The organism is Sunxiuqinia sp. A32, from assembly GCF_052690465.1.
The window spans coordinates 1-12,582 of sequence record NZ_JBQYLI010000036.1 but is presented as its reverse complement, the minus strand read 5'-3'; the positions used below and the strand labels follow the sequence as shown (position 1 = coordinate 12,582).

Genomic DNA, 12,582 nt, shown 5'->3' with positions numbered 1-12,582 from the left:
AAAATAGAACCAGGAAAAAACCAAATGAGAAAGAAAAAAAAAACGTCCCAAAAACTTGTTTTGAGACGGCCTCTTTTGTTATTATCAATACTTATACAATGTATTTTGTGGTGTATGGGGCACGTTTAAATGTGAACATTCTGGAGCAATGTTTTTTATTCTTGGATCAAAGATTTATCAGCCTCTATTTTTGCTTGGGCTGTTGATTCGCCAAATTTCGTTTCAATGATCTGTTCAACTTCAGAGAGCCATGTTTGTCGTTGCTGTAAATCACTCGTGATAATAGTTCTAAACATCCTTCGAACAAAATCTTTCACTCCGCAAAAATCAAAAATGCAATTTTTCCAAATCGTTTCAAGTGGGTCTTTAAATAGCTTGTTTTCCCTTTCCTCGCTAGTATTTGAGGTATTAAAAACAATCCCGGTATTTGCTTTAAGTAGACCAATTGGAACACCTTCTCCGCTATCGCCTTCTTCAAATTCATATGCAACTCCGGGCCTAATTATTCGATCAATCCAGCCTTTCATGATTGCAGGTGGCTGTCCCCACCAGTTCGGATGTATAACGATAATGCCGTCACACGTAGCTAAATCCTGACAATGCTCTTCAACGGATTTATCGATGGGCGCATCCTTTGGAAATTCTTCATGGTTGATGATTGCATTGAATTTCTCAGCATACAAATCATGAAAAATAACTGAATGTCCGTTTTTTAATAAGGTTTTCCTGCAGGTATCAGCAATTGCGTGATTAAAACTATTTTTATCCGGATGTGCGAGTATTATTAATGCTTTCATTTTATATAATTGCTTGTTGTTTGAAATGTAAATTGTAACGCTACAATTTTACAGCATATTATTTTCAATTAAGTCCAGAATCGTATAAATTTTAGATTCCAAATTAGTGTTTAAAACCATTTTAATTATCTTTTCCACTCCTGCAGCGTACGAGTTGTGTCCCAAAACTTTCGTCTCAATTACAATTTCATCATCTCCATCTTTGATTACTATTTTGTGATAGGCATGCTTATCGAGGTACTCTTTGGGTATTCCAACGTTTTGTTGTTGAATTTCAGGATTTCGGATTGATACAATTTTATCTGGTGGAAACTTTAACGCATTCGCAAAAGCATATGCCGTGCCAGCTTCGGTTATTTTTGTTGATTGATGCGATTCAATAATTGAAATATCATAATTCTCAAAAAGCCCGGCATTTGCTTTCAACATCAAAAGAGCTTTCAATACCAGGATCGAAGTATTTGGACAAACAATCAATGGAAAATCAGTAGTTGTATTTTCGGTTCCGAGACCGGTTGATAGCTCAATAAATACCGATTTTGTGCGTGAACAGAAAGTGAAACATTCCTCTAATTGTCTCCCTGAACCTGCATGTACAATAATTGCCTTTTCATTTAACGATTGGTGAACCGAGTCCCATTTAATGATTTCACAAGATTGAAGTGATAGATTAGACGTTAATATAGCATTTGCCAATTTCCCAGAGCCTACTACAACTATTTTCATCGTTACAATTTTTATTGGATTCCGTTTTTCAAATATTTATTCAAGAATGCTCTTTGCAGTTTTTCAACGCTTTCCAGTAGTTGAGTCAACTCTTCGTCGTCAAAATGATCTAAACATTCTTTTTTCCATTTTGCAAAAACTTCCTGACACTCGGTAATTATTTTTTGCCCTTTAGGGGTTAGCGACAACAGTGCAGAACGTTTATCTTCAGGCAGTGGAACGACATCTATCAATTCCATGGTTTGCAGTTTTTTTACCACTTTTGAGACGTGTGCCTTTTCGAGTAGGAGGCGGTTGACCATATTTTTTTGGCGTACTTCTTTGGCTTTCGCGATTTCAAATAAGATTGAAAACTGTTGTTGGTTTAGCTGATAGGGTGATAATAAGCGATTTCCTTCACGCTCCAGAACACCCCCAATATTCATTAATTTCCCAATGATTATAGAGCCAAATTCATTTTTAGTAAGCATGTGATCTTTGCTGGTTTTCATGGATGCAAAGATATATAATAATGGTTTCCGTGGAAACAAAATATTCTGGAGATTGGTAATCTTCAACTCTTGGTTAATTTAGTTTTAAAAAAACTTAATATGCTTTGAATTGATTAAATGTTATGGTAAACTTGTCGAAATTTTAACCCTAGCTATGAAACAAGTATTTCTCCAATTTGTCATTTTCTTATCGTTTATATCTTTTAGTTCAAAAACTTATTGCCAGGATTCGGTGAATGTAATCAATGCTGAATTTTCAAAAATGCAAGCGAATCCCCCTATGGAAAAGTTATACTTGCATTTAGACAAGGCCACCTATAGTTCTGGTGCAACAATTTGGTTTAAAGGTTACCTGGTTACGGCAACTATGCATGCACCTTTCGCGTGGAGCCGGTTTATTTATGTCGAACTTTTTGATAAGTCGGAGAAGCTGATTGCCCGGAAGAAAATTAAGAAGCAAGACGGCATATTTGCCGGAAATATAAAATTGGAAACTGAACTTCAGGAAGGTGAATATACCATTAGAGCCTATACAACCTGGATGTTAAACAACGATTCCGATTTGCTTTTCAAAAAGATAATCCATGTTGTAAATTTTCAACCAAGCGATGTTATTTCACAAATTGAATACGAAACAAATGAAGATGGGAAAACTACTGCAGTTGTAGGTTTCTTTGATAAGGCAGGCAAGGCCATAGAGAAAACAGGAATCATCTGTACCGTGAAATTGGATGAAGATCAACTGGAAACATTTAAAAGGAAAACAGGCCCCGATGGAAAAATTACATTCGATTTTGAGCGGAAAAATCAACAGCTGAAAAGTCAATATATCAAGGTTACTTTTGAAAATAGCCCAACTGAGTATTCCAATAAATTCTTCCTTCCTTCAATAAATGAAGACGATTTTGATTTGCAATTCTTTTCAGAGGGAGGTGTTTTTCTTGCAGGAAAGGAAAATAATGTGGCTTTTAAAGCGATTGCTCACGATGGTTTTTCAACTGAAATTTCTGGTTATATTCTTCAGAATGGAACAGATACTATTGCAAAAGTTAAAAGTGAACATCGCGGAATGGGAGCTTTCAACATTCGACCATTACCTGGGGCGGAATATCAATTAATTGCAACCGATTCAAAAGGAGTAGAAAAGAGTTTTACGCTGCCAACTGCGGTATTGGAAGGTGCTGCATTGTCCGTAAAAAGCTTTAATAGTTTTCTGCAACTTCAAATACGAGCACGGGGGAAAGATCTTCCTAAACCTTTTTACATTGTCGCCCATTCATGCGAAAATTTAATTTTCACGCAGCTGGTTGATCAGTTACAATACAACATTCCAATTGAAAATTTGCCGGATGGGGTTATTCATTTTGTATTAGTTGATGGAAATATGAAGCCAGTTTCCAGTCGTTTGGCATTTGTGAAGAAAGACGCTCCAGTTGAATTGACCGTTGAGCCTGATAAACCAAACTACCAAAAACGAGAGTTAGTGACGCTTTCACTTAATCTTGAGAAAAAGGACAGCCTATTAAGAAAAGGAGATTTTTCGATATCGGTAACTGATGATATGGTTGTTGAAACAGATTCGTTAGCTGACAATATTTATTCGAACTTATTATTGACTTCGGATTTGAAAGGAAATATTGAAGATCCTGCATTTTATTTTTTAAATAACAACTACGATACAAACCATTACCTGGATTTACTGATGTTGACGCAGGGATGGCAGCGATTTGATATTGGTGATGTCATTAATAATAAGCTTGAAAAGCCCAAGCATTTTTTAGAAGTGGGACAAACCATTTCCGGAGTTTATGAATCTACGCTGTTGGGAAAACAAAAAGATACGCCTATTACTGCTTTGGCTGTTAATCCACTTATATCGGTGGAAACCAAAGCGGATGAAAATGGAAATTTTTTGTTTGAAGAGTTGGATTTTCCCGATAGCACGGTGTTCACAATTCAGTCGCAGAAGTACACTAAAATAAAGCAGGAGCCTGCGGGTTTTATTAAGATTGATAAAGATTCATTTCCTTCCTTTTCGAATGACGGTTTGTTGCCTGCAAAAGTCAGTCAATTGTCAGATAGTTTGCTCCATAACGCGGAAGAAAGGCTTTATTATGAAGGAGAGGGCAGGATGATTTTATTGGATGAATTTGTGGTGAAAGCGACTGATAAACGGAAAAACGACATGGTTAAATATGGAATGTCGAGCACGGTTTTAGACCAGGAAGCTTTAGCTGAAAAGTTCCCGATTGAGCAAATGGCAGATTTTATTGTAAAAACCATGTCGGGTGTCTTTAGCAAAAACGACCAGGTTTTTCTTCAAGGGTCTGCTACTCCTGCCGAAATCTATGTTGATGGAATGGAAACAGATATGTCGTCTCTTTCAAATATTAGTTCAAAGGATATTGATAAAATTGTTGTGATAAAAGGCGCCGGTGCTGCTTTGTACAGTCAAGGTGGTGGCGGATTGGGGGGTGTTATTTTAATTAACCTTAAAGAGGGTGGAGATTTTACTTATAAATTGAACGGAGTGGTTAAATATGCACCCCTTGGTTACCAGAAGCCAAGCGAATTTTATGTGCCCAAATATGAGGTCGATTCTATCCGAAATTCAAGGGAACCGGATGTGCGATCAACAGTCTATTGGCAACCCAATGTAATTGTTGACGAATCAGGAGCTGCATCCATTCAGTTTTATGCAGCCGATCCGAATACCAATTATACCTATATTCTCGAAGGTATCACGGATAGGGGAGACATCTGCAGGTATGTTGGAAAGTTACGAAGAGAGCCAGAATAAGATAACAAAAAGCAAAGAAGAAGCGATTGGATTCAATCGCTTCTTCTTTGTTATACTGCATGGTGGTTTGGTTACTGTTGATTGTTTCGTACTTATTTTCTATCAACAATAATTATTTTATCTTTTCCATCAACATTGTATTCCAGCTCCTGATAACCAATTTCTCCATTTTCCGAAATCGCTTCTACTACTATAATCATTTCTCCAGTATTGTCTGCATTATAAAAAGATGTAGATGCTTTTCCCAGACTATCAGTCTTTAATATGGGGTGCCAATCAATTAAGGCCCTCAAATCTGGTTTGCTCCAATCATCGGCTTGGATGTGGTCGTATTTCGGTGCATAAAATTCACGAGGGGCAGAGAATACAGGTACTGAGGTTTGCGATAATCCTGCTGGTTTGTTTGCACCATAAATCCCTTTGCCTCCATGGGTGTATATCGCAATAACACTACCACACATGATTCCATCAGGAGGCATTATGCTATTGGTTGCTTCCAGATACAGGCTTATAAAATTACTAGCACACTTAATTATTTCAAAACTACTAACCTCGCTGGTTGGAATATTTGGGATAAGCGGATATTCATAATATTTCACAGGTATGCCGTCAATTACCACTAAGGTTATGTCTGAGCCCATAACTTTAGCATACAAATTTCCATCCGGATGCCTGTTAATTCTCACTTTATCAGGAAAATTGAATAATAGTACGCTGTATAATCCATACGACCATTTTTCTTCTTTGGCCAGAATATCTTTTCCATCAATTACCTCTGTTGGTTCTCCATACCTTTCCATAACTTTTTTGCGGTTTGGCGTAAGTTGGTAGCCGGTCACTTCAACCTCTTCAATAAGAATATTCCCTGATTGCAGAGGAAATGCCTCATCAATCTTCCTTCGTTCCTTATTTTTTTCAACGAAAACACTCACAACACTGTCTATTTTTTCTACAGTTTTGGTATGATTAAAGCTTATCGTTGGTGACTTTTTCTCATCCAGCGAAATTTCGTAATTCATATTCTTTCCTGACTTTTTTGCACTTTGAAGCAGCACATTCATATTTTGTCCATATTCGTCATTCAGGTTGAATTTAAATTTTCCCAGACTGTCAACTATTTGTGTATAAATTGATTTAGTCTTGCCAAATGTCATCATTGTCAAATTCACTTCTTTTCTGCCTTTGTTAGAAAACATGCTTTTCACCTGACCGGAAACGGTAAGGCTTTGCTCGGGTTGGAAGTTCAATTCTTTAAATGGTTTTATATAGTTGTATTTTCTCCAACCTTGGGTTAGCATCAGGGCGTCTAAATCATTGTGATTACAGCTATCTTTCCTGAAATAAAAACCGGGATTCTCAATTTCTCCCCTTAATTCTGAATTAAGCAGAAAATAGGACAGGATATTTTGACGCGTATGTTGCATTTTCCCCATTTGTTGCTTGTTGATTACCAGTAATGATAAATTGGCATTTACAGGTTTCCGTTCGGAATCAGTGGCTTCAATTGTCAGCTGGGTCAATTCCCGTTTTGCGTAACTGTTTTTATCGGAGGCTAGAGCGAGATTGATTCGACTTTCGGGACGCTCGTTAAAATACAGCCTTTCGGCAACAGGCTGCATGGATTTATCCATTAACTTGATTAGAACGATGCCCTCTGGAAGGTCTTCAATAGGAATTTTAAGTCTGAAGGTACCTGCTTTCATTTTTGCTTTTACCTGGTAATAGTTTACCCCCCTGAAAGAAATATGCAGGTTAATACTGTCATTTATTAAGTAGTTTGAAGCCGCCATGATAGAGATGTTGTTTCCCCGTTGTTCAATGCTCAGCACATTGCCAACAGAAGCAATAGCAGGAAGTGGATATAATAGCTGTTGGTTTTTGACTGCTTGCGATTTCAGTCGGGCAAAGTATGTTTTGCTGTTATCAGCTTTTATTAAATTAAAGCTCCCCATTCCCAAAGAGTTGCTTTTAAACGAGGTAATAATGGAGTCTCTTTCATCAATAATATCACCTTGAATCTTTTTTCCCTGCCCATTTGCATCCAGTGCCTTAAATCCAACTTTACTCGATATGCCCTTCACCAATTCTCCACTTTCAGGGAAAAACTGCAAATCGAGATATTCGTTGTTTAGAATGATGGTTTGTGAATATTGTTTTCCATGTGCCGTTTTCATTTGCAGGGTGGCAAACTGACTTTCTGCATCAAAAGGATAGTCAATTCGGTAGGCATTATCCTTTTCTTTTTTTATAACCAGCGTATCTTTTGTGTTGTCGAGACTAACAAAGACGGTAAGCTTGTTTTTGTGGAGGCTATCGATAACAAATGGATTAAGGCTCGCCTGTAAATGATTTGTATTGCTTTGCTCTTTAATAAGTGCGATGTTGCTTATCGGTTTTTCAGTTTCGCTGGTCTCTTTTGAGTTAAAAATCTGGATGTACTCTTTGTAGAAAAAGTTAGTGCCAAAATTTAGGTCCCACAGAGTATAGGCTCGTACCAGGTAGAGCCCTTTGGATAATTCCTTATTTAAATAGAAAAAACCTTGTCCAATCCCGTTTTCAATCTTAACCAGTTTCTTTTCGATGACTGCTTCGTCAGGCCCGATAAGTTCAACGTAGAGGATCTTGCTTAAATTGGAAGGCTGATGGTCATATGCGCTCGAAACAATGCTTTTAAACCAGATAATGTCTCCTGTGGTATATATTTTTCCATCTAATTGCAGGTAAATTTTCTCGGCATGTGCTGCATTCGAATAAATGAAATTATTGTCTTGCGCTTTGGCGGTCTCAGGTAGTATAGATAAAACCAATGCGAGGGATAGAAAGGCTTGAGCAAAAAAGGTAGGATAGTTGCATTTCATTTGATATATTTTTCCAGAATTTTCAAACATAATACAATTACTAATATCTCATAAATTCCCACCTTCATGGCCTTTTGTAGCAATAGGCAAAATCACATCCGCCTTTCATATTGAAACCTGTTGGCATTTCGTTTTTTTATTCTTTATAGATAACTACTGATTTAACGAGTATGTCGTGGATTGCTTTTGCCTTTTTATTTCCAGATACAGTCAGTAATGAAATCCATCCCAATGAAACTTTAATTACGTATCTGATTACAGCAAGAGGGAAAAGAATATTTTTATTTTGGTTTGTTTCTCGTTTCACTCTAATTCCAAAAATCATGTGACCAATTGTTCCACCCAGTATACTTGTTAATAGAGGGTCATATAGAAGAAAAATAAAAACAAATGCGATTATCCTGGCAACGTCAGGAACATTCTTAATACTTTCAAACAAGGTCGCCACTCCAACCATGAAAACAACTAGAATGATTGAATCTGTTACAACAGCTTTAACTCTTGTTGAAACTCCCGGGTAATTTTGATTGTCCATATTCGTTTTTTTAATGAATGCTTTGGGGGATTTGCGAGCTTTTATGTGATTTCAATTGCCACTAGCATATATGTAAAGACACATATGTGCTATGTATACCTGCCATATTTTGAGATGGAATTATTTTCATGATTTTGGGTGTTTCTATTTATGTGAAAAACTTCTACAAGTTAACAAAATCATTTAAGACTTGGTACTATTCATTTAAACAATAGTTGATTATTCGCTTAATTTTCATTGTTATATGTAATCTTCTTTTTACACAGTATTCACGCATCATAATATAGTTACTTGTATCAAAAGACATAAGTTGAGTAAGATTTTAATGATACTTGCTTTTGAATTACGATGATCAAACAGCCCTTGCCTGTTTATTGAAAAAATACTTATTAGCATAACCCATAATTTTAAAATGTAAAAAGTATCTTAGCGTTGAAAACCAATTGTTCCGATTAATCATTTAGACTTAAAGCAGGTATGTTCAAATTCAAAATTACAGGTTGTACTGTCCTATTCCTTATTGTTGCTTCTATTATTCATGCTCACGGACAAAACTGGCCAGGGTGGCGTGGACCAAACGGAGATGGCACAAGTTTAGAAACCAATTTGCCTGTTGAGTGGGACACAATATCCAATGTTTTATGGAAAAGTGAGATTCCTGGGGTGGGGCATTCTTCTCCAATTATTTGGGAAGACAAACTTTTTACGTTGACCGCTTTCCCTGCCACAAAGGAGAAGGTTCTGCTTTGTTATGATAGTGAAAACGGGAATTTATTGTGGCAGAAGGTAGTATTAAAAGGCGCATGGGAAAACAAACATCCCGACAATAGCCATGCTTCAGGAACACCTGTTACAGATGGGAAATTGGTTTATTTGTCGTTGCTGGATGGTGAAGATGTTGTTGTGGCAGCATATGATTTTTCTGGTAATCAGGCGTGGATGCAGCGCCCCGGAACTTATTCAAGCCCCCATGGCTACAGCTGTTCACCGATATTATATAAAGACAAGGTGATAATTAATGGCAATAGTAAAGGGGATTCGTTTATGGCTGCGATGAGCCGTGAAGATGGCAGTATTCTGTGGAAAGTACCCTTCGACAAACCTGCCCATAGTTTTAGTACACCTATCATCAGGGAGTTGGCTGGAAAGATGCAGATGATTTTTTTAGGAAATCAGGAGGTTGCTTCTTACAACCCCGACGACGGGGTGAAATATTGGTTTGTAAACGGACCTTCCGAGGACTTTTGTTCTAGTCCTGTGTACAATAAAAAGGCAGGATTGTTACTGGTGAGTAGTGCTTGGCCGCAACGCCATTTATTGGCTATTAGTCCCGACGGAGAAGGTGATGTTACCGATACTAAAGTCGTATGGCGCACAACAAAAGGAGCCTATTACGTTCCGTCGCCTGTATGTACAGATGATTACCTTTTCTCAACCATGACCAACGGTAGGGTGTATTGTATTGATGTAGCCACTGGGAATGCGCTTTGGGAAGAAAATCTTGGCAAGCAATATTCTTCGCCTGTTTTAGCTGATGGTCTTGTTTACATGCCCAACGATGAAGGCATAATAACAGTTATTAAACCTGGTCCAACATTCGAAATGGTTGCACAAAATGCGATTGGCGAAAGAATGAATGCCTCACCTGCTATCAGTAACGGAAAAATATACTTGAGGGGAGAAGAGCATTTGTTTTGTATCGGAGAAAATAAATAATACTTGTTTCAATTAAAAGTTAATAGTTTGTGCATATTGCGAAGTCCCGGATATTCGGAATGCGGAGGCTAATGACACTGACCTACTTTGTGATATGTTAATGGTTGTTTGAGCGGCTTTCTTATCTATTTTTTGGAATTCAATAAAACTTCAATCTTAGCAAATGATTCTCCCCAACCTTTTACCATGAAGGGTTTCATATCATTGAAAGTTTTTCGTTCTATTTCCGTTGATTCCCCGTATATTTCCCATTTAACTGTCATTTTTACTTTATTATCTATATCCGGAACAAAGTTGACCGACAAAAGTAAACTGTCGGGATAGGTTGCTGAAAATGGGGCTTTGATAAAATTTCCCTCTTTGTCGCAAAAGTATTGCACGTAAACCAATTCACTATTCGGGTTAATCGTTTTATAGCGTAATTTTCCATACTTGGTTAATCCGTCGGGGGTTGTCATTTGCCAATGTGCACTTCCGCCTTCCTGAATGTCAGTGTTTAGGAATGACATATCTGCTCCTGAAGGCCCCATCCAGCTCGTGTAAATTTCAGGAGTAATCCACATATTAAACAAGGTTTGCGAATCCGTTTCAAATACATGGCTAATGACAAAGGTGTCTTCGCTATTTTGATTTTCCATACGCTGATTTTCCATTTCGTTATTTTGCTTTTTTTGTCCTGAATTTTTGTTTGTTTTGCTCATGCAAGTACAAAGTATTAACTTGATAAGATTAAAACTCCAGTTTTCGTTCTCATTTTAACTTATTTAATGTTTTTTGATTCAGTCTTTTGTTAATTAACACACAACGATTAGTATATGTTGCAGAACTGGTTTCAAAGACCGTGAGCGTCAGATAGGACGAAACTGCAATACGAGTCCCGACGTATCGGGGTGCAGTTGGCATACCTCCAAACCCTGCCATACAATATGCACTTTGCTACAGGCTGTTTTTATTTTATCCAGCCGACAGTTTTTTTCCAATTTTCAATCTCCCGTTTCCTTTTTTCAAAATCTGTAGGTGGGGATTGATTCTCATTTTTCGCTTGTTTTCTTATAATGTCTGTTTGTTCTTCAAGTGAATTAAGTCCAATGGATTTTCGTCTTTGGTTGACTTTTGTCAAGTCATCAAAATGATTAGGGGTTAATTCTCCGTTAATGTCCCAATCAAACTGCGTTCCGTAAAGTTGTGGCTTATCTTCAAATACTGCTATTCGGTCTGTCAGATAAGCCAAATTTTTCTGGTCTGCTTTATTTTCAGCAACAGCATTTTTCAACAGTTCCGCACATTTTCTCATAAAGTCAGGTTGTGCGATTGAATGTTGTATCACCATCCAGGCTGACTCACTCGCTTCTTTACCCACTTTGCCAGTGGTGGGGTAACCAATTGTGTCGATTATTTCATTTAGGATTTTTGTATTCTCAGTGTGAATTTTCGCCATTTCTTCGTCGTAACCTTTACCAAGTTGTCCGTTTTCAATTAGCATTTTACGATATTCCAAATCGGCATTTTTTAGTTCGATTATTTTTTTCGCGATTTCTTTGTAATTCATTTTACTAATTGTGTTTTGTTTAAACCCGCTAACAGTCACTTGTAAATCGTCGTTGAGGATTTTGAAGAGTGTCTGTGTCCTATAGAACTGAACTGTGATGCGAGAATCCAGTGCACTTCACACCACAAAACCCGTTCTGAATTTTACAATTTGTTAGGCGTAGATTTTTATTCATTCAATACTTTTGTCATTATTTCATAGGCCTCATTTAAAGCTTCTTTCTCATTATTATGACTCTTTCTAAAGAAATAGAAAATGGCGATTTTAAACATTGGAAAATTTAAAAATATGTGCTCATTCGGTAAATTAAAAAAATTGAATTCTGAAATTTTTGGCTTAAATATTAATAATGAGTCAATTCGTTCAAGTTTTCTTTTTATTGTTATTCTATTTTGAGATTGTCTCAGGAAATTATATGCTTTAAATGGACTCATTTCAAAGAAGTGACGAAGCATTGCAACAGGAAATTTTCCAAATTCTCTGCTATATTTAGAGTTTCCATATTTGATATATTTTCTGCGGCAATCGTTAACTTGTAATTTGTAATCCAAAATTTCAAGCCAACGAATGATATTGCTTAAATCGTCTTTTGTGCAATTGCCCTCCGAATCTATAATTTTTAATGTTTTAATTATGCATTCTTCAATATTTGAAAGCGCTACATTGTTGCATGTTGAACATGTTGGAACTACTGCTTTGTGATATGTTTGAGTTTGGTTATTAACGCTAGAAATCATCGAAATGTCAGTATTGTTTTCAAAAACCCATTGTGGAAAAACATGTTCTCGAGTTAGTCCAGATGTGGATTTACAGAACACACAAATCTCCTTTGTATTTTTGGGATATGCAGGATGCACTCTCTTAAACACATCCTCTGCAATTATTTTCCCATTTTTTCTAAAGTTTATTCTTAAATATTTAAAATCTTCATTTATATCATTCATATTTAGCTGAATGGTGGTCTTGTTAAATTTGCGCTACCGGTTGTGGAATGAGGTCGTGGGGGGGGGGGGGGGGGGGGGGGGGGGCCACTAAAAAAAAAAAAAAAAAAAAAAAAAAAAAAAAAAAAAAAAAAAAAAAAAAAAAAAAAAAAAAAAAAAAAAAAAAAAA

Annotated in this window: 10 protein-coding genes; 2 read left to right on the top strand and 8 right to left on the bottom strand. The window is 36.7% G+C overall.

What is annotated here, in order from left to right; genetic code table 11:
• Positions 1-155 precede the first annotated feature (155 nt).
• The 3 genes from ACUNWD_RS20655 to ACUNWD_RS20645 are packed head-to-tail and all read right to left on the bottom strand — an operon-like array spanning position 156 to position 2,014.
• Entirely contained in the window at positions 156-797 is a 642-nt protein-coding gene (locus ACUNWD_RS20655; RefSeq protein ID WP_445589771.1) for an NAD(P)H-dependent oxidoreductase, read from the bottom strand.
• A 48-nt stretch (positions 798-845) separates the two neighbouring features.
• Positions 846-1,523 (bottom strand): dihydrodipicolinate reductase C-terminal domain-containing protein, encoded by a 678-nt coding sequence (locus ACUNWD_RS20650; protein WP_445589770.1) that lies wholly within the window; start codon positions 1,521-1,523, stop codon positions 846-848.
• An 11-nt stretch (positions 1,524-1,534) separates the two neighbouring features.
• On the bottom strand, positions 1,535-2,014 hold the full coding sequence (locus ACUNWD_RS20645; protein WP_445589769.1) for a MarR family winged helix-turn-helix transcriptional regulator: 480 nt from the start codon (positions 2,012-2,014) through the stop codon (positions 1,535-1,537).
• Positions 2,015-2,168: 154 nt separating this feature from the next.
• Here ACUNWD_RS20645 and ACUNWD_RS20640 point away from each other — a divergent pair, with 154 nt between their 5' ends.
• On the top strand, positions 2,169-4,814 hold the full coding sequence (locus ACUNWD_RS20640) for a TonB-dependent receptor plug domain-containing protein (protein ID WP_445589768.1): 2,646 nt from the start codon (positions 2,169-2,171) through the stop codon (positions 4,812-4,814).
• Positions 4,815-4,906: 92 nt separating this feature from the next.
• On the opposite strand, the gene ACUNWD_RS20635 is transcribed toward ACUNWD_RS20640, so the two are convergent.
• The gene (locus ACUNWD_RS20635; RefSeq protein WP_445589767.1) at positions 4,907-7,672 is read right to left on the bottom strand and encodes a hypothetical protein; all 2,766 of its coding nucleotides are present in this window, start codon (positions 7,670-7,672) and stop codon (positions 4,907-4,909) included.
• A gap of 136 nt (positions 7,673-7,808) precedes the next feature.
• Positions 7,809-8,207 carry an RDD family protein gene (locus tag ACUNWD_RS20630; RefSeq protein ID WP_445589766.1) on the bottom strand — a complete coding sequence of 133 codons (399 nt, stop codon included), beginning with the start codon at positions 8,205-8,207 and terminating at the stop codon, positions 7,809-7,811.
• 477 nt (positions 8,208-8,684) lie between these two features.
• Here ACUNWD_RS20630 and ACUNWD_RS20625 point away from each other — a divergent pair, with 477 nt between their 5' ends.
• Complete coding sequence (locus tag ACUNWD_RS20625; protein ID WP_445589765.1) at positions 8,685-9,923, top strand: outer membrane protein assembly factor BamB family protein; 1,239 nt, start codon at positions 8,685-8,687, stop codon at positions 9,921-9,923.
• A gap of 125 nt (positions 9,924-10,048) precedes the next feature.
• Here ACUNWD_RS20625 and ACUNWD_RS20620 read toward each other — a convergent pair whose 3' ends face one another.
• From ACUNWD_RS20620 to ACUNWD_RS20610, 3 genes are all read right to left on the bottom strand, one after another.
• The gene (locus tag ACUNWD_RS20620; RefSeq protein ID WP_445589764.1) at positions 10,049-10,624 is read right to left on the bottom strand and encodes an SRPBCC family protein; all 576 of its coding nucleotides are present in this window, start codon (positions 10,622-10,624) and stop codon (positions 10,049-10,051) included.
• 248 nt (positions 10,625-10,872) lie between these two features.
• The gene (locus ACUNWD_RS20615) at positions 10,873-11,472 is read right to left on the bottom strand and encodes a DUF6624 domain-containing protein (RefSeq protein WP_445589763.1); all 600 of its coding nucleotides are present in this window, start codon (positions 11,470-11,472) and stop codon (positions 10,873-10,875) included.
• Positions 11,473-11,639: 167 nt separating this feature from the next.
• A complete protein-coding gene (locus ACUNWD_RS20610) occupies positions 11,640-12,416 on the bottom strand; it encodes a hypothetical protein (RefSeq protein WP_445589762.1) in 777 nt (258 codons plus the stop codon).
• Positions 12,417-12,582: the final 166 nt, after the last annotated feature.

Coding starts and splice junctions, on each gene's coding strand:
- ACUNWD_RS20640 (WP_445589768.1), top strand. CDS start 2,169: ATGAAACAAGTATTTCTCCAATTTGTCATTTTCTTATCGTTTATATCT.
- ACUNWD_RS20650 (WP_445589770.1), bottom strand. CDS start 1,523: ATGAAAATAGTTGTAGTAGGCTCTGGGAAATTGGCAAATGCTATATTA.
- ACUNWD_RS20630 (WP_445589766.1), bottom strand. CDS start 8,207: ATGGACAATCAAAATTACCCGGGAGTTTCAACAAGAGTTAAAGCTGTT.
- ACUNWD_RS20615 (WP_445589763.1), bottom strand. CDS start 11,472: ATGAATTACAAAGAAATCGCGAAAAAAATAATCGAACTAAAAAATGCC.
- ACUNWD_RS20610 (WP_445589762.1), bottom strand. CDS start 12,416: ATGAATGATATAAATGAAGATTTTAAATATTTAAGAATAAACTTTAGA.
- ACUNWD_RS20645 (WP_445589769.1), bottom strand. CDS start 2,014: ATGAAAACCAGCAAAGATCACATGCTTACTAAAAATGAATTTGGCTCT.
- ACUNWD_RS20635 (WP_445589767.1), bottom strand. CDS start 7,672: ATGAAATGCAACTATCCTACCTTTTTTGCTCAAGCCTTTCTATCCCTC.
- ACUNWD_RS20620 (WP_445589764.1), bottom strand. CDS start 10,624: ATGAGCAAAACAAACAAAAATTCAGGACAAAAAAAGCAAAATAACGAA.
- ACUNWD_RS20655 (WP_445589771.1), bottom strand. CDS start 797: ATGAAAGCATTAATAATACTCGCACATCCGGATAAAAATAGTTTTAAT.
- ACUNWD_RS20625 (WP_445589765.1), top strand. CDS start 8,685: ATGTTCAAATTCAAAATTACAGGTTGTACTGTCCTATTCCTTATTGTT.